Here is a 24,458-nt window from a genome sequence, read left to right on the forward strand (position 1 = left end):
ACTATGAGCGAAGATTCCTCCTTCATCGGTTAACCGGAGAGGGTGGAATCTTCGTTTCTTATTCATAATTAAGAAGGTTAGGCTAGAACGCCTTTGCTGTCCTTAATGCTGGGCTGTGCAACTGGCAGTTCACTAGCTGCTTGAAGAATGACATAGCCATATGGAGGCAGATTGAGGGTAAGCGCACCCTCTTTAGAGGTGACATAGCTATCGCCGGAATATACCTCTGTCCAAGAGTTAACGGACACAGGAGCCTCACATTGTACGGCAGTATCCGAGTTGTTGATGGCAATGAAGAAGCTTTCTTGCTCATTAGCGCGCTCATACATGATGACCTGCTCAAGTCCATGGCTGCGAATGAATTGGAGGCTTCCTGTACGAAGTGCAGCATGTGACTTGCGCAGATGGATCGTGCTTGAGAAGAATTCCAGCAGATCAAGATCCTGCTTCTCTTTATCCCACTCCATGCATTTGCGGTTATAAGGATCATGCTCCCCATCCAGACCAATCTCATCCCCATAATAAATACAAGGCGCACCATAGAAAGTAAGCTGGAATAACGAAGCGAGCTTAAATCGTTCCTTGCTGCCACCGCATAGCGTAAGAAGACGAACGGTATCATGGCTGCCAAGCAGGTTGAAGGCGGCCTCGTTGATCTGTCTCGGATAGCTGGCCAGCTGATTAATAATAGAGTCGGCGAAGCTATCGGAGTTGATTCTTGCATGGGCGAAGAAGTTCAGAAGCGCATTGGTGAAAGGATAGTTCATAACGGCATCGAATTGGTCACCTTGCAGCCATGGCATCGAATCATGCATAATTTCGCCTAGAATATAAGTGTCGGGATTACAAGCTTTCACCGTGTCGTGGAATTGGCGCCAGAACCGGTGATCGACCTCGTTGGCTACATCGAGCCTCCAGCCGTCAATACCCATTTCATCTATCCAATACCTCGCAACTTCAAGCAAATATGCCTTCACTTCTGCATTCTCAGTATTCAGCTTCGGCATGATCGGCTCGAAGCCGAAGGTATCATAGGTCGTTCCTTCCTCAGTCACAGCAAGCGGCCATTCGCGTACGTGGAACCAGTCCGCATATTTGGAGGCAGCGCCATTCTTCTGAGCATCGACAAACGGCGGGAATGTATAGCCGCAGTGATTGAATACAGCATCGAGCATGACGCGGATCCCTCTGGCATGGCAGGCATCGACGAGCTCTTTGAACTTCTCATTCGTTCCGAATTGCGGATCAATCTTCAGGTAATCCTTCGTGTCGTATTTATGGTTGGTTGTTGCTTCGAACAAAGGATTGAAGTAAATCGCGTTAACGCCCAGCTCAGTCAGATGATCCAGATGGTCGATTACGCCTTGCAGATCACCTCCGAAGAAGTTCTTAGGTGTCGGTACTCCGCCCCATGGCTCAACCGTAGCAGGACTAATGGAAGGATCGCCATTAGCAAAGCGTTCAGGGAAGATTTGATAGAAGACAGCGTCTTTCACCCAATCTGGTGGCTTGATAATGTCCGCTGGATTGAGGAATGGGAAATCGAACAGCCCTTCGTAGATCACAGAGGGAGCTTCGGTGAAAAACCCTTTTTCAAGCATGTATACGGTTTCATCTTTGCCATAAAGCGCGAAATAATAGACGAGTCTGCGGTACTTCGGCTGAACACTTGCTTCCCAATAATCGAACAAGTTATCGGAGCCCCAATTCACCATAGGAATGGTTAGGCTCGTTTTGTCCCAGCCATATTTGTCCCCAGTATGGAGGTCAATACGGGTTACATCATCCTTCTTGGTTCTAATTCTAATGTGCAGGGTTTTCTCATCATAAGCGTAGGACCAGTTCTGCTTAATACGGTGATAAACGGACTCTAATTGCATATCTCATAAGCTCCTATCTGGCATAAAAACGCAAAAAGGGCCCATCCCCATGAAAAACGAGGATGAACCCTTAGGTTTCATTGCCTTTAAATTTCTTTCATTATAGCAGTATCTTATTAATGGAGCAACAAGGAATAATGTCGATCCATCGCAGATAATGTCCTTTTCATGCAAAATAGGCTTAGACAGAGGTGAGGATTGAATAGTAAAATAAGGGTGAGTTGGAGATGCTACTCTTACAGGCGGGGGTTTGGTCGGATGATTCGAAAGCGTATACCAGCAAATTGCTATCTGCTCATTGTGTTGCTCTGCTTGCTAGTGATGGCAGGCTGCTCTAAGCGAAGTAACCATGCATCCACTTCATCCAGCTATTATGATAACATTGTTACACTTACGATGATGCAGAGCCTAACGAACGAGCCTCGCACAGCCATTCTGCGAGAGATGCTCGATCGGTATGAGGAGCGTCATCCCAATATTAGAGTAAAGCTAGTTTCACCGACTAATGAAAGCGCAGATGAGCAGATTGAACAGAGTCTAAGTGCTGGCAAGAGCGTTGACATTGTAGAGGTTCGTGCCAATACCGTTAACCAGTTATCGAGTCAAGGATATCTTGTGGATTTGGGAGAGTACGTCCAGTCTTGGAACAACTATCCATTCATGAATCCTCAAGCCAAGGAATTGACGGTCAATCAGGATGGCAGCCGGTACTACATTCCCAATGGGCTGTATCAGCATCTGTTGTATTACAGGAAAGACCGCTTAGAATCCAAAGCACTTCCGATACCCGAAACGTGGGAAGAGCTGTACTACATAGGCAAGCAGTTGACTGATCCAAGCAGGAACCAATATGGCTATGCCTTCCGTGGGGGTTATGGCAGTGAAAGATCACTGGCTGCCATCGTGCAGGACTATAATGGGAGCCATGTCTTAGCCGAAGACGCCATGTTCAACGAGGATGGCTCTACCATCTTCTCCAATGAGCAAGCGCTTGATGCCTTGGATATGTATCGACGGATTTACAAGGAGATTTCGCCTCCGGAATCAAGCGAATGGGGATTCTTAGAGCAAGTAGAATCGTTCGCAAACGGTACTACCTCCATGCTTGTTCAGGAGGCTGGAGCGATCGCGCTTATAGCAGATAGATTGCCCGAAGGCGCTTGGTCAACAGCGCCGCTTCCGCTTGGACCACAAGGTGTGTCTCATTATACGATTGGGGTTGCCGGATGGGGGATAGCTGCTCACTCGGAGTATCAAGAAGAAGCTTGGGCACTGATTGAATTTCTATCTTCACCGGATATTAGTCTGGAATTTGCAGCAAAGGTTGGCGTGCTCCCGATCTATGATGATTATCCGGCCTATGAGTTAATATTCAAGGCAGGGCCATACACCTCATACTGGCTAATGGCGAATAATAAAGAGCAATATGTCAGCATGAGACTCCCGACGAAATATGGACAATATGATCAGTATGAAGAGGCTGTGAAGACGGATGGAGCCGCCTTTCTTGAAGGCACTCTATCAACTGAGCGGTATGCAGAAAATTTGGATTCGTTATGGCAAAGTATGAAGACAACTAGCGAGCACTAGAATGAGGCACGCGTGGAAAGGGAATAAGATGACCAAGATACTTGTAATGTTCACAGGAGGGACGATCGGCAGTAAGAACACCAGCGGCACGATCTCTGTTAATGAAGCTGGCTCCTATTATTTGATTGATGCCTATGAGGCTAGTCCGCAGCAGCGAGAGGTTCAGCTGGAGACGGTCCAGCCCTTAAATATATTGAGCGAGAATATCGTGCCAGATGACTGGAATACGATGATGACGGCTATGAATGAAGTGGATCCTTCCCAGTATGATGGGATTATCGTGACGCATGGGTCAGATACACTTGCGTATTCGGCGGCGATGCTGAGCTTCATGTGCTGTCATTCTAGCGTGCCAATCGTATTGGTCGCGAGCAATTATCCATTAGATGATGCAAGAAGCAATGGGCTGAGCAACTTCACAGCCGCCATTGATTTCATTGCTGAGGACCCCATACCGGGAGTATTCGTCGTCTATCGTAATGACAAAGGGGAATCTGTTGTATACCTAGGCACCCGTATTACACAAGCAGAATCGTTCACAGATCAGCTTGATAGCCCCTATTCCATTCCCTTCGGTGTGATTCAGAATGGGAGGCTTGCAGCACATGAGCATCCGTACAATCCTACTGTAGAGGAGCTGCGAGGTCGCCGCCTTCCGAGCAGTCCTTGGCAGCCTGAGGAAAGTAGTATTCAGGCGGGGCTTTTGTATATTAAACCGTTTCCCGGTATTGACTATTCCTACTATAACTTCAGTCAGCATGCCCCGAAGGCAGTTCTTCATGATCTGTATCATTCTGGAACAGCAGGAGCAAGCGCACCGGGCAATCACTCGTTAATTCGATTCGCGGAGCATTGCGCTAAGCATGATGTAGATCTGTACCTATGTCCATTGAAGGATCGGTCCGATGCGCTGTATGCATCCTCTATGAAGCTGCTGGAGGCTGGCGTTACCTTTATAGAGAATATGGGCGTGGAGGCAGCGCTGATGAAGCTGACGGTCGCTTATTCTTTCCTGAAGGACAGAGCCGCCATACATTCGTTCGTGATGGAGAAGCCGCTCTTCTATGAGATGATTGCACCGCGCACTACTCTTGATTAATACGTGTGAGTAACCCATGCTTACGAAATAAAGGCGTCTGAGAGTAAGGGATTGTATCCCTGCTGTCAGGCGCCTTTCTTGTCGTTATGGATTGGAATTACCGCTGGAAAAATTCGATCCATTCGCCTTCCGGCCCATGAATGAAGAAATAGCGATAGCCGTTCGGCAAGGTCGTAATGTCCTCGTCAATGAATGAAGCCTCCGATAACTTGAGCCTAGCGAATTCCTCTTCCACATCGGAGACATGAATGGCAAAATGATGGACCTTGCCCTCGGTTGGCAAGTTATCGTTATAGCCTTGAATCAGCTCGATCTCAGTCTCATCAGAATGTCCGAATCCGAGGAAAGCAAGCTCAATTACGCCATTCGTATGCTGAATACGACCTTTGAGTTCGAGTCCGACAATCTCCGTATAGAAGCGAATAGTTGCATCGATATCCTTAACCATGACACCAACGTGATCCACGCGTTTGATCGACATTGTATTCTTCCTCTCCCGCTTATATTGATTGAACCCATCATAGGATTGCATACCACAGTTGTCAAGTGGGGATTAGGTGAGCAGTGGGGTTCGCCTAGGGAGAAAAAAGACCTCCTGCACACCGCCAGACGAACTGAGCGGATAGAGAAGGTCTATTTATTAATCGTTCTTATTCTTTCGGTTCACGATCAGGCAGCTGACTGACGTAGCTGTCTGACAATTGAAGCAGCTCTAGTGCGCGGTTGTATTCATTCTCTGTCGCTTCAGGCTCTTGAATGCCGTCTCCTGCGAGCGGATGATGTGTGCCGTCGTCGTAGCCGCTGCCTGATAGGAACAATTCCTTGCTGCTGACGAAGGAACCGCTAGGCAGGTAATAACGCTGTGGCAGGAGGTTATACGTGCTGCTGTTGAACAAATCCTGTCCAAAGTGAATATAATCGTCGAGCTTGAATCCAAGCAGGTTGGCTGCTGTCGGCACGATATCGACTTGACCACCTAATTGCTCGAATACTTTCGGCTGCGTTACTCCGGTAGAAGCAACAATAAGCGGAATGTTAATCATATCTGTATATCCATATTCGCGGCCGTAAATTTCTTTCATAAGCTCTTTGTCATCACGGTCAAGAGAATAGATGGGTAATCCAAGGTGATCCCCGTACAGCATAATGACGCTGTTATCCCAAATTCCACGCTCCTTCAGATCCTCAATGAACAATCCAAGAGCATAATCCGCATAATTCTGTGAACGGATATAGTCGCCTACGAATGTCCCTTCATAACGTTCAGGAAGCTCCATCTGATACTTTTTATCAGGAATAGTGAATGGATGATGAGCTGTCATCGAAATCACTTGCGCATAGAACGGCTTGCCGGCCTTATTCATCCGGTCGAGCTCGTCAGCTGTTTTGGCATATAGCACTTCATCGGAAGCTCCGAAGAAGATGTTGTCCTCTTCGCCGAAGAAGGCTTTGTCATAGTAACGGTCAAAACCGAGCGCCTTGTACAGCTCTCCACGATTCCAGAATTCTACTACATTCGTATGGAAGGTTGCTGAGTCGTAGCCTTGCTCCTTCAGAAGCTTAGGTAGGCTTGGCAGCTCTTTGCCAGCATAGACCTGAGTTGCTGCGCCGTTAGGCGGAATATAGAAAGAAGTGTTGACGATAAACTCGGCATCAGACGTATTGCCCTGGCCAACGCCTTGATAGAAATGCTTGAAATAATAGTTCTCATTAGCCAGCTTATTCAGGTTAGGCGTAATTTCTTTCCCGTCGATCGACAGATTGACTAGGAAGTTCTGGAACGATTCCATCTGAATAATAATCAGATTCTTACCCTTTGCAGCTTGCCACAGCTCAGGAGAAGCTGGAGCCTCAATCGTCTTAAGCTCGTTAATCTTCGCTTGCGTAATTTCTGAAGAATCAACTAGCTCAGGCGTTTTGTTAGAAAAAATGGTGTAGGCTTCATAATTCAGAATGCCCATTTGCTCCGCTTTTACAATTTCATTCATGCTCGCACGGTTAGGCAAAATATTGAAAAGACACAGGGCGATGGAAAAACCGAACAAGGTTGCAACTACGCTGCGTTTAATACGCTTCTGGCTCGCTGTTTTCCAGTACTGGCCTTTTTTGCGCCTTGCAAGATAATACCCCATCACAATAATGTCGATGAACACTAACAAATAATAAGGGTCCATTAGAGAGAAGACACTGTTACTGACAGCTGTTACTTGGTTCACCTGCTGCAGCGCGAGGTAAGTAACGATGACGCCATAATACTTATAGTACATTAATACGGCGAACAGAATGGCAGTCATTAATAGATTGGCCGTCAAATAGTAGACAAGCTTTCTTTTAGTAGCAAACCATTCAATAAGGCAGAACACAATAAGTGCGAATGGAACTTCCTTGATCAATGTTGTCCATGACGGGCTGCCGAACACAACCATCCATGTTAAAAAGCTTTTGAGGAGGACGATTAGTGAGAACACGAGAATAGGTCTAGTGCTGAATAGCCGTTTAGGAGTTAGAACTGACACGATACCGCCTACCTTTCACAACAAAAACAGGCTGACATAACGCTTGCAGCCTCCATTGTCTAGTATTCATATTTACGAAATCAATGTATTATCCATTATGCTCCTAAGCATAGTCCAATGTCAAAAGGCAAAAGCAGCCTCGTTCTCCAATAAAACCGAGAAATAACGACAATAGGATGGAAAAATATTGCTATTTGGCGGTTCAGTGGAAATTATCAAGCCTTTCATATGCCTTGCGGGCAACATCCTCAGACTGATCATTTATATCTGGACTTTATTCGGCGCGCAAGATAGAACCCTATTACGATAATATCGGTGAATATGAGCAAATAAAGAAGGTCCAGAAGGGTGTACAAAAAGCTATTGTTACTAGTAACAGCCGTTACTTGGTTAATCTGCTGCAACGCGTGGTTAGTAATGAAGATGCCGTAAAACTTGTAGTATATGAGTATAGCGAATACAGTGGCAGTCATTAATAGATTGGCAATCATATAGTAGTCAAGCTTTCTTTTGGAGGCAAACCATTCGATGAGACCAAGCCCAATAAGTACAAATGGCATCCCTGTAATCCAAATCCATGACGAGCTGCCTAATAAAATGATCGATGTCAAAAAGCTTTTGAGTAGTGCGATTAGTGAGAATACAAGAATAGATCTAGTACTGAATAGGCGTTTTGGAATTGGATCTGACATGCCGTTTACCTTTCATAGGCTGATACAACGTTTGCAGCCTCTTTTGTATAGTATTCCCATTAAGTAAATGAATTCATTATGCTCCTAAGTAGTTCCGATGTCAAAAGGCAAAGGCGCAGCGTTCACGAATCATACGATTGGACAGCATTCTACAGAAACTATCAAAAATTTCATGCTCCACATCTGTAACATTTTCAAACAAAAAGGAGTCTAGTGGTTTATAGTAGATAGTAGACAAGCCGTATACCAGATTATCATTCATTTCCTATTATATTATTGAAGGAGTTGCAGCATGAGAAGTCAGAGAAAATATAGAAGAAGAAGAGCGGCGCTGCTGTTTGCAGTTGTATGTGTCATTGCTATTGCGGGTTTTTTGTTCGCTCGTTACGATGATTCCATCGCACAAGCACCAGAGGAAGAGACGGTGAACGGAGTGCCGACCGAGTCGCCAGCACAGGAGACGTCATCGGCGGAGCCTGAACCGACTGAAACACCAAGTGCTACGCCTGAGCCTGTTGCGACTGAGACACCGAAGCCTGATCCGACTAAAGCGCCGGTGCAGGAAGACGGCATGGCTGTTGTGGCTCAGCCAGAGAGCATCGAAGCATTGGTGAACAAACAAAATAAATTGCCTGAGGATTATAAGCCCAGCAACTTAGTATATCCCGATGTGGCTTTCTTATTCAGTGAGAAGATTGATAAACGTAAAATGCGTGAGGAAGCAGCCGGTCCGCTTGAGGAGTTGTTCGCTGCTGCAAAAGAGGATGGCATCTATCTAGCTGGTGTATCCGCTTATCGTTCCCATGCTACACAGAAATCACTCTTCGAGCGTTATGTAGAGAAAGATGGGCTGGAGAAGGCGAAAACGTACAGTGCTTATCCAGGTACAAGCGAGCATGAGACGGGACTTGCTATTGATGTGTCCGGCAGTGAAGGCAAATGTGCGGCAGAGAGCTGCTTCGGCGGTACTGATGAAGCGCTGTGGTTGGACGAGCATGCTGCGGAATACGGCTTTATTATCCGGTATCCCGAAGGCAAACAAGCGATTACAGGTTATAAATATGAGCCGTGGCATCTTCGTTACGTTGGCAAAGAGCTGGCAGCAGAGCTTGACTCCAAAGATCTGACGCTTGAGGAGTATTACAATGCTGTTCCGGTTACACAATAAATAATAAATAAGCAGCAGCATATAGCCTTCTTTGCACAGGGATTGCATGGCCAGCATTGAAGGCTATATGTCTACTGTTACCTTGCTGCTTACAGCTTTGATTCGAACGTTTTACAATCGGTTTCCTCTGAATTGCTCGCTTGCTTGCCACGGTTACTAACAACATAAATAGAAGAAGCTGCACAGTTGTTGCCTGGTGCCCAGAATTTGCAGGAATTCACTTCGCACAACACATCCTTAGCCATTGACAATCACCTCCTCTGCTTATAGGATGGACAAACGATATATCGTTTTATACTTCGGAAGGGAATGAATACGAATGGCAACAAAACTATATTTTAACCATGACGCTGGTGTGGATGATCTGGTATCCCTGTTCCTATTGCTTCAGATGAAAGAGGTAGAACTGATCGGCGTATCGGTTATTCCTGCTGACGGGTATTTGGAGCCGGGGATGAAGGCCAGTCGTAAAATTATAGATCGATTCGGTGCTGCTGGCAGTGCTGGAACCGTTGAAGTCGCGAGATCCAACTCCAGAGGCCGCAATCCGTTCCCTGCTGACTGGAGAATGCATACGTTCTTCGTTGATGCTCTGCCGATTCTGAATGAGCCTAGCCAGATACATACGAAGGAAGCAGATCTTCCTGCACATCAGCACATGATCGAGAAGCTGCGGGCTTCCGAGGACAAGGTGACGCTGCTGTTCACAGGGCCTCTGACTGATCTGGCAAGAGCGCTGGAGGAGGCTCCGGACATTGAAGAGAAGATTGAGAAGCTTGTCTGGATGGGCGGCACCTTCAATGAGAAGGGCAACGTTCAAGAGCCTGAGCATGACGGCACAGCAGAATGGAATGCCTTCTGGGACCCAGAAGCGATGGCGACGGTGTGGAAGAGCGGCCTAGATATTGTATTAGTGGCGCTTGAGAGCACGAACAAAGTGCCGTTAACTGTTGATGTGCGTAACCGCTGGGCTTCGCTAAGACGGCATGAGGGACTTGATTTCGTAGGCCAATGCTATGCGGCATGTCCTCCACTTGTGTATATGGAGACGAATTCAACCTATTATCTGTGGGATGTATTGACGACCGCTGTTGTCGGTGATCCTAGCCTAGTGGAAGTGAAGACGGTTCACAGCCATGCTATTGCAGATGGACCTAGCCAAGGACGTACGGTAGAAGCAGCTGACGGCAGGCCGGTGAGCCTGGTTTACGATGTGGATCCTGTCCGATTCTTCGACTATATAACGGAGCTGTCGCAGTCAGCTGTTCTGAATCCTGCGGAGTAACAGCAGAATAGATAAGGCTATGAAATAGGGCTGCCCTCTAGTAGTTGTCACTACTAAGGGGCAGCCCTTCGTGATGAATAGATGATGAGATTAATCCATCTCGTAGATGGAGCCGGACTTGCTGGCATACAGCTCGGCATAGACTTTCTCTGCGTAGGCGTCTGTCATTCCCGCAATATAATCAGCGACGAAGCGTGCCCAGCTCCATTCATGCTTATGCTGCTCATAGTTGGCTACCCAGTCTGGCGGAATGATGAGACGTCCGTACTCGGGAACCTTGAAGCTGTCCCATAAGCGGCGGATCATAATTTCACTGCGCTTCTGCAGCCGCTGTACACGGAAATCCTTGATTAGCGTTACCCATGCCAGCTTCTTCAGTATTTCCATCGTGCGGAGCAGCTCCAGATCCTGCTGTCCGTCTTGGACGAAGGTGACCTTCTTCCACCCTTTGGAGGGATCATCGATAATACCTACCTTGCCTGCAAATACGCTCACCCAGCGTGCCTTCATCTCACGGCGTGTTCGAGAAGACTCATTGTCGTATCTCGCATACAGCTCTTCCCATTGCTGCAAGTAATCCATGAGTACCCGTTTGACCATCGCTGGAATGTCGACTTGATCCCAGCCAATGTCCATATTGCCTTGATCCTCAACGATCTCCTGAACAAGATGATCAACTAGCGGCGAATCCTCGAAGAAGGTTCTGTTCATCTGAATCTTGCCAGCACGAATGCCATCTTCAATGTCATGAGTGGAGTAGGCGATATCATCACATAGATCCATCAGCTGGGCTTCAAGAGTGGAGCTGGCTTCAGGCATTTGCCACTGGCGCCGAAGTTCAGCGATAGAGCTCCACTCGGAGCTGTACAGGCCTTTGAGCCTGCCGGGCTCATCCAGGGAATAAGGATATTTATTAACCGCAAGAAGCACGGCCGCAGTCAGATCAAGCCCGCTGCCGCTGCCTGCTCTTTTCTCCAGAAACATGAGAATGCGGAAATTTTGCGCGTTGCCTTCATAGGCTAGTCCATGCTGCTCCATGAGCAGGTGGTTGAGCACTTCTTCCCCTTTGTGGCCGAAGGGCGGATGCCCGAGATCATGAGCAAGAGCTGCAATCTCGACAACGGCAGGGTCAAGAATCAATCCGGGATGCTCTTTGCGTGCCAGAAAATCATATTGCTTGCCGAGACGGCGAGCTACCTCTCGGGCAATTTGGGATACTTCGAGGGAATGTGTCAGTCTTGTCCGGTAGTAGTCGCCTGTACCTGCACCGAATACTTGCGACTTGCCTTGCAGCCTTCGAAAGGCGGGGGATTGTATAAGCCGCGCGTAGTCTCGTTCATATTCGTCCCGCTCTTCACTGAATGTACTGAGCGTATGTTCGTCTAGTCGAAATTTGCGTAAATCCATCAGGTTTCCTCCCATGCCGCTCTCGCATTTTGTCTTTTGAAAATTGTAGCATATTTTCATGTTTGAACATATATCCCGCATAGAGTATGATTTGAATACGAATTGGCAAACTTAACCGTTGATTGAGGTGCTTTTTATTTATGAACATTGTGCAGGACATATATTCCCTTTTTTCTATTCTTAACCTTCTTCTCGGATTAACGCTCATCTTTCTTGAACGTAAGAATATAAGCGCCACCTGGGCTTGGCTGATGGTTATTTATTTTATCCCGATATTTGGCTTCATTCTGTACCTCATATTCGGGCAGAAATTACGCAAGCGTAAGCTTAATAAGATGCTGGGGGATAACCAGCGAATTATTGAGGATACGGTAGAGGGACAGAAGAATCAGTTGGAGGAGCGCAATGTGGCGTTCAATGATCCGGCTACCGAGAATTACCGTGATATGATCTTCATGAACCTAGTCAGCAGTTATTCGTTATACACACAGAACAACGGCATTGAGATCTATACAGACGGAGAGACGAAATTCGAAGCTCTGTTCAACGATATTGAGTCCGCACAACATCATATTCATCTTGTCTATTACATTGTGCGTGATGATGAGCTCGGAAGAAGACTCATTAAGGCTCTGACGGAGAAAGTAAAACAAGGGGTGGAGGTTCGGTTCCTATATGATCATATTGGGAGCAAGAGCCTGCCTAAGAAATTTTTCAGCGAGCTCCGAGCGGCAGGTGGAGAAGCTGCGGCATTCTTCCCTTCACGTATTCCATATTTGAATCTGAAGCTTAATTACCGCAATCATAGGAAGCTGGTCATCGTCGATGGACAGGTGGGATATATCGGAGGCTTCAATATCGGGGATGAGTATCTGGGAAGGGATAAATATTTCGGTCAATGGCGTGACACCCATCTGCGTGTACAAGGACATGCCGTTCATCAAATTCAAGCGCAATTCCTCATGGACTGGAACCTGGCCTCCTCAGGCAAGATCGATCTAGAGAACAATTATTTCCCGCAGAAGCTGACAGGCGGAGGGACGATTGGCATGCAGGTCGTTGCCAGCGGACCAGATTCGGAATATCAACAAATCAAGGATGCATATATTAAAATGATCTATTCCGCCAAAGAAAGCGTCTGCTTGCAGACCCCTTATTTTGTGCCGGATGAGAGCCTGATGACTGCACTTAAGATTGCTGCGCTGTCAGGTGTTGATGTGAAAGTCATGCTGCCAAGCAAGAAGGATCATTTCTTCGTCTACTGGGCAACTCATTCCTACCTTAGTGAGCTTCTCGCAGGCGGTGCCAAATGCTATATGTATGAGAACGGGTTTCTTCATGCGAAGTCGCTTGTCGTGGATCGGCGGGTGGCATCCGTCGGTACGGCGAATATTGATATCCGCAGCTTCAAGCTGAACTTCGAGATGAATGCATTCATCTATGATAGTGCTACCGCTGCTGACCTGCAGCGAATTTTCGAGAACGATCTGGAGGAGTGTACCGAGGTTACGCTTGAAATGTACAACAAACGGCCGCTGTTTAATCGCTTCAAGGAATCGATCAGCAGGCTGTTGTCTCCAATTTTATAAAATAAGGCTGCATAGCAAAAGGGATTCCGCTTATCAATGATAACCGGAATCCCTTTACCTTTCGGAAAAGCAATTATTCAATTTACTCAAACGCTCCATTCCACACAACTTGCGTTGACATATTTGCTAGGCTGCTCAGTTAAGTACTTGCTGTTCAGGTTCAGGTGATTAAACGACGGGTTTCTAATGAGTTCCCACATGTCCAGTTAATCGACAGATTCTCCTTTCCACAATTGGTGGGGACATGCTTCGCTAACCTACTTCAATGGACTATCTCCTCTCTGTTTGAGGTAGGTTCATCATAACTTATTATTTGAATTTTGTAAATATTCAGATAATTAAAATTTGGCTTAATGCGTAAAAATAAGACGAAAGATGGAGCATGCTCATCTGAGAGCTGATGCTATGGTCACCTTCACTATAACTTATATAGCCCTCAAGGAGGGTGTGATACATATCGGGCAGCAATTTTCCCCAAGGCTGTACGGGTTGACGAAGTTAACATTTAGATTTATACTTAGTCTAAATTAAACGGAATCAAAAGGAATGAATGGGCATGAGCAAAATTAACTTAACCACTCAGCGTAAAGCGATTCTGGATGTTGTCATGCAAGCTCATGATCATCCAACTGCGGCTGATGTTATTGAAAGACTGCGCGAGAGTGGCATTAGCCTCGCCTACGGGACAGTCTATAATTCTCTCCGTTATTTGACCGAAGCGGGTATTATACGTGAGCTTAAGCTCGGAGAGGCAGTCAGCCGATATGACGCTAGAACCGAGGATCATCAGCATATTGTGTGCAAGCGATGCGGGAAAGTAGCCGAGGTTATGACGGAGGTACCGGCAGATTGGGTCAGCAAGGTTGAGAATGAAACGAAGTTCAAAATTGTTGAAGCACATGTTGTATTAGAGGGGGTATGCGAGGAATGCGCCAGCAACTAGCCAGTAACAGCCTATCTGATCTATATTCCGATCCAATGAAGCCAAGAATCAGTCCATTAGCGGAAGAAGATTCTCTTCAAGCTGAAGCTGCGGCCTGTTCGTTAACGAAGAGAGTAATGGTCGTCAGTCCATTCCCAGACCGTATGCACAGCCTGCTTAGAAGCTTGTCTGCGGATTGCTTCGACCTCTTTACTCTGCATGATCTGAATAAAGCCTTCATCAGCAGCCTTCAGCCAGAGCTGATTATCTATGATGCAACGCCTCACCCGCAGGTGAATCCGAATGCGATTGATGCGCTGCGAGCTGCCATGCTGCAGACGGCTCATGTGAAGAACGCATCGCTGCTGTTCCTCGTAGGCGAGGAGGCTTCCCGGATGTCTAGCTCGCTTCCACAAGGGGCGGAGCTGCTGCGATGGCCAGCAGCTCCTCAGGAGGCGCTGCACCGCATTAATGGGATTGTGCAGCGCCATTCTTCCGAAGCTCAGTCAGCGGTTGAATCTGGCTATTCATTCAAGGATTTGACGATAGATCTGAAGAAGATGGCGGTATATCGCGACAAGCAGAGAATTGATCTGACCAAGACCGAGTATGATCTTCTCCTCCTGTTCGTCGCTTCCGATGGTAGTGTTCTGACAAGGGAGACGATGTTCGATTCGGTATGGGGAAGCCAGTATTTTGGCGGCAGCAACGTTGTAGATGTGCATATTAAGACGCTCCGCAAGAAGCTGAAGGATAGCGCAGTAGCTCCGAAGTACATTGTAACAGTGCGTGGGGTCGGCTATCGTCTTGCAGACGAACGAACGCATTAATTAAATGTAGCGATATATATAGTTGAAGGCCGTGGGGGTATCCTACGGCTTTTTTTCATTCTTGATCGGATTATTCAGCAACTGCAGCACCTGAACAGAGAGAGTTTAAAGACCTCTGAGGCCTCTAAGTGGTTGGCAGAGAGAGGTTTGAAGAGAGATAAAGCCCCGGGAGGTCCTTAAGGATATGAAAGTGAAGGTTGTGTGAGGGCATAGAGGGAGATTGCGGAGTTTAAAGGTCTGGGAGTCCCTTATGTGATCAGTAGAGTGAGGTTTGAAGGGAGTTAAGGGCTTGAGAGTCCCTTATGTGGTTAGTGGGGAGATGAATCATGAGTTCATGCGCTACTCGGCTTCTAAAGTTAGTTGTTACTATGCTGGAGAAGGAGTAGAAATCATGCGGGTAATAAGAGGAACAGGCATATCTGTCCTTTGCGGCAACCCTTCATAGACGAGATAATGCCTTGTCCGAGGCAGCAGCCCAAGGGCACTAGTTCATGAAATCTTCATTGTACATTCATCTAAATTTCATGACAGCAAGCAGCCTCTACAGCTACAATTAGATTAAAGATTTAGATCAAGTCTAAATTTAATTCGGAGGTCATGCACATGAATAACTACAACTCATTAACAACAAACCAAGGGACACCAGTTGGCGATAATCAGCATTCACGAACGGCTGGGCAGCGTGGACCAACGGTGCTTGAGGATTATCATTTAATAGAGAAAATCGCGCACTTCGACCGTGAACGAATTCCGGAGCGTGTCGTGCATGCTCGTGGGGCGGGAGCACGTGGCGTGTTCCGTGTAGAGAATAGCATGAAGGCGCACACGAAAGCTCAATTCCTGCAGGAGGAGGGGAAGGAAACGGACGTATTCGTACGCTTCTCTACGGTTATTCACGGTACAGGCTCCCCCGAGACCGCACGTGATCCACGCGGCTTCGCTGTGAAGTTCTACACAGAGGAAGGGAATATGGATATTGTAGGTAACCATCTTCCGGTATTCTTCATCCGTGATGCGATGAAATTCCCTGATATGGTGCACTCGCTCAAGCCTTCGCCGCAGACGAATGTGCAGGAGCCGGGACGCTACTGGGACTTCATGACTCTGTCACCCGAATCCACCCATATGCTGACTTGGCTGTTCTCCGACGATGGAACTCCAGCCACTTATCGCGAGATGGACGGCTTCGGCGTACATGCCTTCAAGTGGATTAATGAGGCTGGCAGAGCAACGTATGTGAAATATCATTGGAAGTCGCAGCAGGGTGTGCGCAACTTCACATCGGAGGAAGCATCAGAGATGCAGGGCAAGGATTTCAACCATGCCACCCGCGATTTGTTCAATGCAATTGAGAAGGGCAGCTTCCCGCAGTGGGAGCTTCATGTGCAGCTTATGCCGCCAGAGCATACGGACCGCTATGCGTTCGATCCGCTCGATCCAACCAAGATATGGCCAGAGGACATGTATCCGCTCCACAAAGTCGGAACGATGACGCTGAACCGCAATCCAGCTAATTACTTTGCCGAGGTGGAGCAGGCGGCCTTCGCGCCAAGTGCCCTTGTACCGGGCATCGAGCCGTCCGAGGATAAGCTGCTGCAAGGCAGGCTGTTCTCTTATCCGGATACGCAGCGCTATCGCCTGGGAGCGAACTACTTGCATATCCCTGTCAATTGTCCGTATGCGACCGTACGCAACAACCAGCGCGACGGAGCAATGACGATGAATGCCAACCCTTCGACGATTAATTACGAGCCGAACAGCGCGCAAGGCACTCCTATGCAGGATCCTGCTTATCAGGATAGCTACGCGCCGATGAATGGAACGGTTGGTCGTCAGCGTATTGATAAAACCGATGATTTCACCCAAGCAGGTGAGCGTTACCTCTCGCTCGAGAAGGCCCAACAGAATAATCTGGTTAAAAACCTAGTGAATGACTTGAAGCAGACAAATGAGGATATTCAGCTGCGGGCGGTATGCAACTTCTTCCGCGCCAATGTGGAGCTCGGCATGAGACTATCCGAGGGACTAGGTGTCGATATTCGGAAGTATATGCCTCAAGGCTAAGCTATTTGCTATAAAACAACGGCAGGGTCAGCGTCCTTCATGACGTAGACCCTGCCGTTCGTGCGTATTAGCCGCTGCGCTGGAATTGGCTCATATAGAGACGATAGTAGAAGCCCTGCTGCTCCAGCAGCTCGTCATGCGTGCCGCGCTCCATAATGCCGCCGCCGCCCACGACGATAATCTGGTCGGCCTCGCGGATTGTGCTGAGGCGATGGGCAATGACGAAGCTCGTTCGTCCCTGCATCAGCGTGCGCATAGCCGCCTGAATATGCATCTCGGTCCGCGTGTCGATGCTGCTGGTCGCCTCATCGAGGATGAGGACGGCCGGATTGGCCAGCACCGCGCGGGCAATCGTGAGCAGCTGCCGCTGCCCTTGGCTTAGATTGCTGCCGCTGCCGGACAGCATCGTATTATAGCCGTGCGGCAGCTTATGGATGAAGCTGTGGGCGTTCGCCAGCCTCGCCGCAGCTTCAATCTCCGCATCGGTGGCGTCCAGCCTGCCGTAGCGTATATTCTCACGGATCGTGCCGCTGAAGACGTAAGCATCTTGAAGGACAATACCCAGCTTGCTGCGCAGGCTGTCTTTGTCCAGCTCTTGAATATCGACTCCATCGAGTGTAATGGAGCCTGCATCGATGTCATAGAAACGGGTCAGCAGGTTAATAATCGTCGTTTTCCCTGCACCTGTTGGCCCTACGAGGGCAATCGTCTGCCCAGGCTTCGCTGTAAGGGATACGTCGGATAGAATTGGTACGCCTGCCGTGTACCCGAAGGAAACGTGATTGAAGCGAACCTCGCCGCTTACATGCGTTAAAGCCTTCTCCCCATCCCCTTCATATTCGGATGCAGTATCCATCATCTCGAAGACCCGCTCTGCCCCAGCAACAGCGGATTGCAGCAGATTGAACTGATTGGCGAGCTCATTAAGCGGACGCTGGAATTGCTTGGAGTAATTAAGGAAGCTGACGACAACCCCAACGGTCGTCCAGTCCCGGAATACCATCCAGCCGCCTACAGCAGCAATTAAGGCGAAGCTGAAGTTGTTGAATACGTTCATGAATGGTCCGATGGTGCCGGAATAAATCTGCGCTTTAATGCTGACATCGGTCAGCTTCTTATTAATATCGTCGAACTCCTCAGCCGCACGCTGCTCTCGGCGATACACCTGTACGACCTTTTGCCCAGATACCGTTTCTTCAATAAAGCCATTCAGCTCTCCCAAGCTTTGCTGCTGACCAGAGAAGTATTGCCGTGTGAAGCTGGCAATCTTCTTCGTGAACAGCATAACGAGCGGTATCGTCACCATACTGAGCAGCGTTAGCCATAGATTGAGGTACAGCATAATACCGAGCGTACCAATCAGCATAATGACACTGGACATAAGCTGTGTCACACTCTGGCTAAGTGTGCTTGATACGTTCTCAACATCATTGGTGGTGCGGCTCATGAGCTCACCATGCGTCTTGCTGTCAAAAAATCGCAAAGGCAGCTTCTGCAATTTGGCGAATAGATCGCGGCGCATATCCCGTACGGTATATTGAGACGACTTGACGATTAGATGCTGCTGCAGCCACGTAAGGGCGGCGGTACCGACATAAGAGCCCAGCAAGATGAGACAGAGCTGCAGCAGCCCCTCGTATTGCTGTGGAATAATATAGGCGTCCAGCGCATGACCAATGAGATAGGGAGCGACGAGCGATAATACAGTCGCTCCGAGGGTAGCCACGAAGACACCTAGCAAGCCTGCACGGTAGAGACTTAAGTAATGCCATATTCTGCGCAGCGTATGCGCCATATTCTTAGGTCTGGCTTTGGACATCGCCACTCCTGGAGGACCGCCTCGCATACCTATATTCGGCAGGTTCGCTGGCTGTTCGTTCGATCGGCTATTTGCCATGGACGGTTTCCTCCTTCCCTGCTTGTGAGCGGTAGATCTCCTGATAGAGCGCACAGGCAGCGAGCAGCTCGCTGTGCGAGCCCTCGGCAATGAGCTTGCCATCATCCAATACGATAATTTTGTCCGCATCAATGACGGAGGAGATGCGCTGCGCGATCAGGAAGCTTGTGCGTCCGGCCATCAATTGCTTCAGAGCCGCTTGAATGCGAGATTCCGTTCCCATGTCGATGGCACTGGTGCTGTCGTCCAAGATGAGAATGGACGGCTGCAGAAGCAGCGCTCTCGCAATCGAAATCCGCTGCTTCTGCCCGCCGGATAGATTAACGCCCCGTTGACCGAGCAGAGTATCGTAGCCATCCGGCATACCCATAACGAACTCATGCGCCTGGGCAGCCATAGCGGCGGCTTCCACTTCAGCATCAGACGCGTCGGGCTTGCCGAAGCGGATATTATCGCGGATGGAGCCGGTGAAGAGGACGGACTCCTGAAGCACGATGCCGATGCTGCTGCGGAGAATCTCCAGATCGAACGATCTTATATCGGTTCCGTCCAGCAGAACGCGGCCTGCTGACACATCGTATAGCCTAGGAATGAGATTCACCAGCGTCGACTTGCCTGAGCCAGTTGCCCCTAGCAGAGCTACAGTCTGGCCGGGCTTCGCTGTGAAGCTGATGTCCTGTAAGGCTGGCTCTGCTTCAGTGCCTTCATAGGCGAATGTAACTCGGTCGAAGACGATCTCGCCGCTCTTATAAGCATCTGTCGCTGCACCAGGCGCCGTTACGATCTCGGATTCTGCCTCCAGCACTTCATGAATACGTTCAGCAGATACTTTGGCGGTGGAGAAACGAACGAGCATCATGCCAACCATCGATAGAGAGAACATGACCTGTGTGACATAGTTGATGAATGCAATGAGGTCACCTACAGGCAGGAAGCTGTTCTCCACCTCAAGGCCCCCGTACCACAGCACAGCAGCGATGCTCGCATTCAGAATAAAGGTCAGAATCGGCATATTCAGCGCTACAATTCGCATAGCCTTAATCGCTGTGCCCGTGTAATCGGCATTGGCACTGCCGAAGCGTTCATTCTCATAATCGGAACGAACGAAAGCTTTGGATACCCGAATGCCGGCGAAGTTCTCCTGCAGAACGGAATTGACCTTATCCAGCTTCTTCTGCATGGATGAGAACAGCGGCAGGGTAGAACGAATCAGAAGATACATAACGACGAATAGAAGCGGTACAACAATCGCAAGAATAAGGGCCAGCTTCGGGCTGATAATGACAGCCATAATGATGCTTCCGATAGCAAGGAACGGTGAACGAACGAATATCCGCAGCAGCATCTGAACCATCGTCTGCAGCTGAACGATATCGCTAGTGAGTCTTGTAATAAGAGATCCGGTCTTGAGCTCATCCAGATTGCGGAAGGAGAAGGTCTGCACCTTGCGGAACAAGTCGCCGCGAAGATCAGCGCCGAATTTCTGTGCGGCAATCGAGGAGTAGACGCTGCAGCCTACACCGCCCACCAGACCTATAAGTGCGGCACCAAGCATGAGCAGGCCTGTGGACTGGATATGAGCGAGATCGCGGTTCGCAATTCCTTTGTCCACGATGCTTGCCATAAGCGCGGGCTGCAGCAGATCCATCGCAACCTCCAGCAGCATAAGCAGGGGCGCGAGCGTAACGGCAATCCAATGGGGCTTTAAGTAACGGGCCAGCTTCAACATGTGATCACCTCAGGCTCTGAGGTTCGACCGAATCCGATGGAGGAGCCTTGGGCTTGGAATCGGATGAATCGAATCGCTTCATATTATCGCCGACTCTGGACAGAAGTCCCTTGAGGAGATCCTTCTCTTCTGCAGTGAAGCCCTCCATGGAGCGTTCCTCCAGCATGTTGAGTGTCTCCCGGATTTCCTCGAGCACGGCGCCACCCTTGTCGGTAAGATAAATCCGGTAGACACGCTGGTCCCGCTTGTCGGTCTCGCGTCTTACAATGCCGTTCTTCTCCATTCGGTTGAGCATAACGGTCAGAGTTGCAGCCTTAATATCCAGCTCTTGCGCAAGCTCATTCTGGCTTCGGCCAGGGCCACGGCTAAGTGCGAACATGAGCGGGGGCTGCCCAGGATAAATATCATATTCCTGCAGTAACGTATGCAGCTGCTTCTGATGCTGACGCATCAAATGACGGATCATTCGCATGACATGATCGGGTCCGTTAGGTTTATGCATAAGGGTTGTTTCCTCTTTTCCTATCAATTAGTTTGTCGGCTAACTATAGGATAGGCCTCAGCAGAATCAGCTGTCAATACAAAAAAACGGAGCGGACGCGACCAACAGGTCGTATCCTCTCCGCTATCGTGCAAGAGCTATTATTTCTTCAGCTTGTCCCATGAGGCCTGCATGCCGTTCATCCATGCTGTTTCATCGACCTTGCCTGCAATGTATTGCTGAATCACGCTAGCGAATTCCTGTGTTACGCCATCAGGGTATTTCGAGGACTGCAAGCCAAGCACTTTGTCAGCTTGTACATAGTTGTATACCTCAGTTCCGATGTCGCCCATATCCTCAGGTGTTGCTTCGATAGTCGATAATGCTGGAATGAATTTGAATTTCTTAACGATATATTCTTTACCGATATCCGAAGTAACGAGCCAGTTCAGGAAGATCTTCGCTTCTTCTTTTACATCAGACTCTTTATTGATAACCAAGTTAGCTGGGATACCAACATTCAGCTTATCATTAGCTTCTACATCTTCGCCAAGCGGCATAGGCAGAACACCAAGGTTCAGATCAGGGTTGATGCCGTCGATTTGAACTTGTGCCCAGTTGCCTTCTTGCATCATAGCTGCTTCGCCGCTTGCGAACATAGCGACTTGCGTGTTGTAGTCAGTTGTAAGCGGGTTTTTATTGCCATAATCAACAGTCAGCTTCATCAGCTTAGCCCACTCAGCGAACTTCTCATTGTCTTTAATCGTCGCTGAACCATCATTCAAGCCTGCGATGAAGGCATTCACATCGGGCTGCTGCGCGAATGCAGGGTTAATCCCTTGGTTACCGATCAGCCACCATTCCTGGTAAGCGTTCGCGAATGGCGTAATGCCAGCTGCTTGAATTTTCTTAGCGGCAGCTTCTAGCTGGGAGTACGTTTTTGGAAGCTCAGTAATGCCTACTTGCTCGAAAATATCCTTGTTGTAGATATAGCCAAAGCCTTCAAGGTTCATAGCCATACCGTACACTTTGCCGTCTTTGGTCATTGGCTCAGCTGCTAGAGGCACCAGATCCTTCACCCACGCTTGGTCAGACAGATCCTCCAGCTTGTCCAGCCACATCTCCATCTCGGCATATCCGCCGTTAGAGAAGATATCGGGAGCATCGCCAGAAGCGAACTTGGTTTTGAGGGAAGCGCCATAGTCGGCACCTCCGCCTACGGTTTGAATGTCGAGCTTAATGTTCGGATATTCTTTATTGAACTCGACAGCGAGCTCATTAAGGCCTTCAACGATTTCGGTTTTGAATTGGAAAATAGTAACGGTCTTCACTTCGCCTTTGGCTGTGTCGCCGCCTTCATTGTTGCTTCCACCACATGCGGACAATACGATGCTCATGGCGAGCACAAGACCAAGCGAGAGCATGGACCACTTTTTGTTTCTGATCATGATGTAAAGTTCCCCCTTAAATAGGTTTTATTATATGGAATCGGCTGCTCGGCTATAAGTGAATGTTAACCTTTTACCGAGCCAGCCGCTACTCCCTCAACAATGTAACGCTGCAGCAGAAGGAAGAAGGCGACAATTGGTGCAATTCCGAGCACAAGTGCCGGAAGCGCAAGATCCCACTGCTTCGTGTACTGCCCGAAGAAAGCGAAGGTCGCAAGCGGAATGGTCCGCATATCAGGCTTCTGCAGAATGAGAGATGGAAGCAGGTAATCGTTCCACACCCATAGACAGTTCAGAATAATAACAGTCATCAGCATGGGCTTCAGAAGCGGCAGCACGATACGGAAAAAGACCGTAATCGGATTGCAGCCATCGACCGTTGCTGCTTCTTCGATCTCAAGCGGGATCGCTTTGATGAACCCGTGGAACAAGAAGAGCGACAGCGGAGCTCCAAGCCCCAGGTAACACATAATGAGTCCATACATGCTGTTGTTGACGCCGAGCGTGTTCACAACCTTAAGCAGTGGAATCATGATCGATTGGAACGGAATAACCATCGCCATGACGAACAGCATGAACAGAATGCGGTTGAACCTTGTATTGGCACGAACCATCCGGTAAGCGCCCATTGCGCTAATTAGTGCAGTCAGAATAACCGTCACAACCGTAATGATCATGGAATTGCTGAAGGCCTGCGGGAATTTGGTCAGCTCCCAAGCACGGGAGTAGTTCTCCCACTTGATTACTTCAGGCCATGCAGCCGAGTTGGTCATAATATCGCCGAAGGGCTTGACCGAGTTCACGAGAAGAAAATAGAACGGTGCTAGAAAGACAAGGCCGATGAGGACCATAACTGCCTCGGTCAGGAACAGCTTGCCGGTATATTTTTTGCCCATTAAGCCTCAACCTCCTTGCTCTTGGTGACACGTACTTGAATGAGTGTAATGATAGCAACAACAATGAAGAATATTAATGATTTCGCTGTGCCCAGTCCGTAGCGGTTGTTCTGGAATGCCTCAGCATAGATGTTGAGTGCTACCGATTCAGTGGACTTGAACGGTCCGCCTTTGGTTAGCGACAGGTTAAGATCGAACATTTTGAAGGACCACGAGATCGCTAGGAACAGACATACGGTAACGGCTGGCATAATGAGCGGGATAATAATGCCGCGGAGTACCTGCATGCGGGATGCTCCATCAATCTCAGCGGCCTCCAGCACTTCCTTCGAAACATTCGTAAGGGATGCGATGTAGACGACCATCAGATAGCCTGCGGATTGCCATACGAATACCATGACGATGCCCCAGAAGCCAGTTGTCTCATCACCGAGCCACGGAAGGTTGAAGAACGACCAGCCGGTTGTCTCACCGAGTGTGGAGAAGCCTTTTACGAAGATGAACTGCCAGATAAAGCCGAGCAGCAGCCCTCCGATGACGTTAGGCATGAAGAAGATTGTCCGCAGCACATTGCGTGTCTTCAGCCCCTTCGTCAGAAGATAGGCCAAGAAGAAGCCTACAATATTGGTCAAGATGACGCCGACAGCGGTGAATCGAACGGTGAACCAGAACGAAGACCAGAAGTCGGGATCATTCGTAAATATTTGATTGAAGTTATCGAAGCCTACCCAGGAGACTGTTCCTGCAACGCCGTTCCAATCGGTGAATGAATAGTACATACCGAGCAGAAACGGGATAATCATAATTAGTAGAAAAAAGATGGTAACAGGCCCAACGAATACGAGCTGCGGCAACCATCTGGACATTCTCTTGCTGCCCATGCTAGAACTCCCCTTTCTTTTAACCGGAAATCTGTTGTATCTTAATTATGAAAGTCAGACAGGTTCATAAACACCGACGAATGT

The 24,458-nt window shown here is 48.6% G+C and carries 20 protein-coding genes; 8 read left to right on the forward strand and 12 right to left on the reverse strand.

The features are described 5' to 3' along the window. Positions 1-77: 77 nt before the first annotated feature. Positions 78-1,880: an alpha-glycosidase gene (locus AC6ESP_RS19670; RefSeq protein ID WP_497098434.1), complete on the reverse strand. Its 1,803-nt coding sequence runs from the start codon at positions 1,878-1,880 to the stop codon at positions 78-80. Positions 1,881-2,138: 258 nt separating this feature from the next. On the opposite strand from AC6ESP_RS19670, the gene AC6ESP_RS19675 reads away from it, so the two are divergent. Then, the gene (locus AC6ESP_RS19675) at positions 2,139-3,470 is read left to right on the forward strand and encodes an ABC transporter substrate-binding protein (protein ID WP_497098435.1); all 1,332 of its coding nucleotides are present in this window, start codon (positions 2,139-2,141) and stop codon (positions 3,468-3,470) included. 28 nt (positions 3,471-3,498) lie between these two features. Beyond that, on the forward strand, positions 3,499-4,569 hold the full coding sequence (locus AC6ESP_RS19680) for an asparaginase (RefSeq protein WP_497098436.1): 1,071 nt from the start codon (positions 3,499-3,501) through the stop codon (positions 4,567-4,569). A 97-nt stretch (positions 4,570-4,666) separates the two neighbouring features. Here the strand turns inward: AC6ESP_RS19680 and AC6ESP_RS19685 are convergent, their stop codons facing one another. The 3 genes from AC6ESP_RS19685 to AC6ESP_RS19695 form a co-directional block, all read right to left on the reverse strand. Continuing rightward, entirely contained in the window at positions 4,667-5,050 is a 384-nt protein-coding gene (locus AC6ESP_RS19685) for a VOC family protein (protein WP_497098437.1), read from the reverse strand. A gap of 169 nt (positions 5,051-5,219) precedes the next feature. Then, positions 5,220-7,085: an LTA synthase family protein gene (locus AC6ESP_RS19690; RefSeq protein WP_497098438.1), complete on the reverse strand. Its 1,866-nt coding sequence runs from the start codon at positions 7,083-7,085 to the stop codon at positions 5,220-5,222. Positions 7,086-7,342: 257 nt separating this feature from the next. Next, positions 7,343-7,777, reverse strand: coding sequence for a hypothetical protein (locus AC6ESP_RS19695; protein WP_497098439.1), 435 nt, complete (start codon positions 7,775-7,777; stop codon positions 7,343-7,345). A gap of 292 nt (positions 7,778-8,069) precedes the next feature. On the opposite strand from AC6ESP_RS19695, the gene AC6ESP_RS19700 reads away from it, so the two are divergent. Then, positions 8,070-8,945 carry a M15 family metallopeptidase gene (locus AC6ESP_RS19700; RefSeq protein ID WP_497098440.1) on the forward strand — a complete coding sequence of 292 codons (876 nt, stop codon included), beginning with the start codon at positions 8,070-8,072 and terminating at the stop codon, positions 8,943-8,945. An 89-nt stretch (positions 8,946-9,034) separates the two neighbouring features. On the opposite strand, the gene AC6ESP_RS19705 is transcribed toward AC6ESP_RS19700, so the two are convergent. Further along, entirely contained in the window at positions 9,035-9,190 is a 156-nt protein-coding gene (locus AC6ESP_RS19705) for a DUF1540 domain-containing protein (RefSeq protein WP_497098441.1), read from the reverse strand. A gap of 74 nt (positions 9,191-9,264) precedes the next feature. On the opposite strand from AC6ESP_RS19705, the gene AC6ESP_RS19710 reads away from it, so the two are divergent. Next, a complete protein-coding gene (locus tag AC6ESP_RS19710) occupies positions 9,265-10,230 on the forward strand; it encodes a nucleoside hydrolase (RefSeq protein ID WP_497098442.1) in 966 nt (321 codons plus the stop codon). A 90-nt stretch (positions 10,231-10,320) separates the two neighbouring features. On the opposite strand, the gene AC6ESP_RS19715 is transcribed toward AC6ESP_RS19710, so the two are convergent. Continuing rightward, positions 10,321-11,637: a deoxyguanosinetriphosphate triphosphohydrolase family protein gene (locus tag AC6ESP_RS19715; RefSeq protein ID WP_497098443.1), complete on the reverse strand. Its 1,317-nt coding sequence runs from the start codon at positions 11,635-11,637 to the stop codon at positions 10,321-10,323. A 140-nt stretch (positions 11,638-11,777) separates the two neighbouring features. On the opposite strand from AC6ESP_RS19715, the gene cls reads away from it, so the two are divergent. The 4 genes from cls (at position 11,778) to AC6ESP_RS19735 (ending at position 17,042) form a co-directional block, all read left to right on the forward strand. After that, positions 11,778-13,226 (forward strand): cardiolipin synthase, encoded by a 1,449-nt coding sequence (gene cls / locus AC6ESP_RS19720; protein WP_497098444.1) that lies wholly within the window; start codon positions 11,778-11,780, stop codon positions 13,224-13,226. 556 nt (positions 13,227-13,782) lie between these two features. Beyond that, positions 13,783-14,169 carry a Fur family transcriptional regulator gene (locus AC6ESP_RS19725; protein ID WP_497098445.1) on the forward strand — a complete coding sequence of 129 codons (387 nt, stop codon included), beginning with the start codon at positions 13,783-13,785 and terminating at the stop codon, positions 14,167-14,169. Further along, positions 14,154-14,978 carry a winged helix-turn-helix transcriptional regulator gene (locus tag AC6ESP_RS19730; RefSeq protein WP_497098446.1) on the forward strand — a complete coding sequence of 275 codons (825 nt, stop codon included), beginning with the start codon at positions 14,154-14,156 and terminating at the stop codon, positions 14,976-14,978. The genes AC6ESP_RS19725 and AC6ESP_RS19730 overlap by 16 nt, the downstream gene beginning before the upstream one ends. Before the next feature lie 603 nt (positions 14,979-15,581). Continuing rightward, the gene (locus AC6ESP_RS19735; RefSeq protein ID WP_497098447.1) at positions 15,582-17,042 is read left to right on the forward strand and encodes a catalase; all 1,461 of its coding nucleotides are present in this window, start codon (positions 15,582-15,584) and stop codon (positions 17,040-17,042) included. Between the two features lie 67 nt (positions 17,043-17,109). On the opposite strand, the gene AC6ESP_RS19740 is transcribed toward AC6ESP_RS19735, so the two are convergent. The 6 genes from AC6ESP_RS19740 to AC6ESP_RS19765 all read right to left on the reverse strand — a co-directional run bounded on the left by AC6ESP_RS19740 (position 17,110) and on the right by AC6ESP_RS19765 (position 24,374). Continuing rightward, positions 17,110-18,939, reverse strand: coding sequence for an ABC transporter ATP-binding protein (locus tag AC6ESP_RS19740; protein ID WP_497098448.1), 1,830 nt, complete (start codon positions 18,937-18,939; stop codon positions 17,110-17,112). Further along, on the reverse strand, positions 18,929-20,668 hold the full coding sequence (locus AC6ESP_RS19745; protein ID WP_497098449.1) for an ABC transporter ATP-binding protein: 1,740 nt from the start codon (positions 20,666-20,668) through the stop codon (positions 18,929-18,931). The genes AC6ESP_RS19740 and AC6ESP_RS19745 overlap by 11 nt, the downstream gene beginning before the upstream one ends. Positions 20,669-20,672: 4 nt before the next feature. Further along, positions 20,673-21,170, reverse strand: coding sequence for a MarR family winged helix-turn-helix transcriptional regulator (locus AC6ESP_RS19750; RefSeq protein ID WP_497098450.1), 498 nt, complete (start codon positions 21,168-21,170; stop codon positions 20,673-20,675). 140 nt (positions 21,171-21,310) lie between these two features. Next, positions 21,311-22,597 (reverse strand): ABC transporter substrate-binding protein, encoded by a 1,287-nt coding sequence (locus AC6ESP_RS19755; protein ID WP_497098451.1) that lies wholly within the window; start codon positions 22,595-22,597, stop codon positions 21,311-21,313. Positions 22,598-22,662: 65 nt separating this feature from the next. Then, positions 22,663-23,493 (reverse strand): carbohydrate ABC transporter permease, encoded by an 831-nt coding sequence (locus tag AC6ESP_RS19760; protein ID WP_497098452.1) that lies wholly within the window; start codon positions 23,491-23,493, stop codon positions 22,663-22,665. Further along, positions 23,493-24,374 (reverse strand): carbohydrate ABC transporter permease, encoded by an 882-nt coding sequence (locus tag AC6ESP_RS19765; protein WP_497098453.1) that lies wholly within the window; start codon positions 24,372-24,374, stop codon positions 23,493-23,495. The genes AC6ESP_RS19760 and AC6ESP_RS19765 overlap by 1 nt, the downstream gene beginning before the upstream one ends. Between the last annotated feature and the right edge of the window lie 84 nt (positions 24,375-24,458).

Source organism: Paenibacillus xinjiangensis, from assembly GCF_059686975.1.

Bases quoted from the DNA above. Each gene is read 5' to 3' on its own strand.
- AC6ESP_RS19760 (WP_497098452.1), bottom strand. From the start codon at position 23,493: ATGGGCAAAAAATATACCGGCAAGCTGTTCCTGACCGAGGCAGTTATG.
- AC6ESP_RS19740 (WP_497098448.1), bottom strand. From the start codon at position 18,939: ATGGCAAATAGCCGATCGAACGAACAGCCAGCGAACCTGCCGAATATA.
- AC6ESP_RS19695 (WP_497098439.1), bottom strand. From the start codon at position 7,777: ATGTCAGATCCAATTCCAAAACGCCTATTCAGTACTAGATCTATTCTT.
- AC6ESP_RS19685 (WP_497098437.1), bottom strand. From the start codon at position 5,050: ATGTCGATCAAACGCGTGGATCACGTTGGTGTCATGGTTAAGGATATC.
- AC6ESP_RS19735 (WP_497098447.1), top strand. From the start codon at position 15,582: ATGAATAACTACAACTCATTAACAACAAACCAAGGGACACCAGTTGGC.
- AC6ESP_RS19755 (WP_497098451.1), bottom strand. From the start codon at position 22,597: ATGATCAGAAACAAAAAGTGGTCCATGCTCTCGCTTGGTCTTGTGCTC.
- AC6ESP_RS19715 (WP_497098443.1), bottom strand. From the start codon at position 11,637: ATGGATTTACGCAAATTTCGACTAGACGAACATACGCTCAGTACATTC.
- cls (WP_497098444.1), top strand. From the start codon at position 11,778: ATGAACATTGTGCAGGACATATATTCCCTTTTTTCTATTCTTAACCTT.
- AC6ESP_RS19765 (WP_497098453.1), bottom strand. From the start codon at position 24,374: ATGGGCAGCAAGAGAATGTCCAGATGGTTGCCGCAGCTCGTATTCGTT.
- AC6ESP_RS19730 (WP_497098446.1), top strand. From the start codon at position 14,154: ATGCGCCAGCAACTAGCCAGTAACAGCCTATCTGATCTATATTCCGAT.
- AC6ESP_RS19680 (WP_497098436.1), top strand. From the start codon at position 3,499: ATGACCAAGATACTTGTAATGTTCACAGGAGGGACGATCGGCAGTAAG.
- AC6ESP_RS19750 (WP_497098450.1), bottom strand. From the start codon at position 21,170: ATGCATAAACCTAACGGACCCGATCATGTCATGCGAATGATCCGTCAT.
- AC6ESP_RS19710 (WP_497098442.1), top strand. From the start codon at position 9,265: ATGGCAACAAAACTATATTTTAACCATGACGCTGGTGTGGATGATCTG.
- AC6ESP_RS19675 (WP_497098435.1), top strand. From the start codon at position 2,139: ATGATTCGAAAGCGTATACCAGCAAATTGCTATCTGCTCATTGTGTTG.
- AC6ESP_RS19745 (WP_497098449.1), bottom strand. From the start codon at position 20,668: ATGTTGAAGCTGGCCCGTTACTTAAAGCCCCATTGGATTGCCGTTACG.
- AC6ESP_RS19700 (WP_497098440.1), top strand. From the start codon at position 8,070: ATGAGAAGTCAGAGAAAATATAGAAGAAGAAGAGCGGCGCTGCTGTTT.
- AC6ESP_RS19670 (WP_497098434.1), bottom strand. From the start codon at position 1,880: ATGCAATTAGAGTCCGTTTATCACCGTATTAAGCAGAACTGGTCCTAC.
- AC6ESP_RS19705 (WP_497098441.1), bottom strand. From the start codon at position 9,190: ATGGCTAAGGATGTGTTGTGCGAAGTGAATTCCTGCAAATTCTGGGCA.
- AC6ESP_RS19725 (WP_497098445.1), top strand. From the start codon at position 13,783: ATGAGCAAAATTAACTTAACCACTCAGCGTAAAGCGATTCTGGATGTT.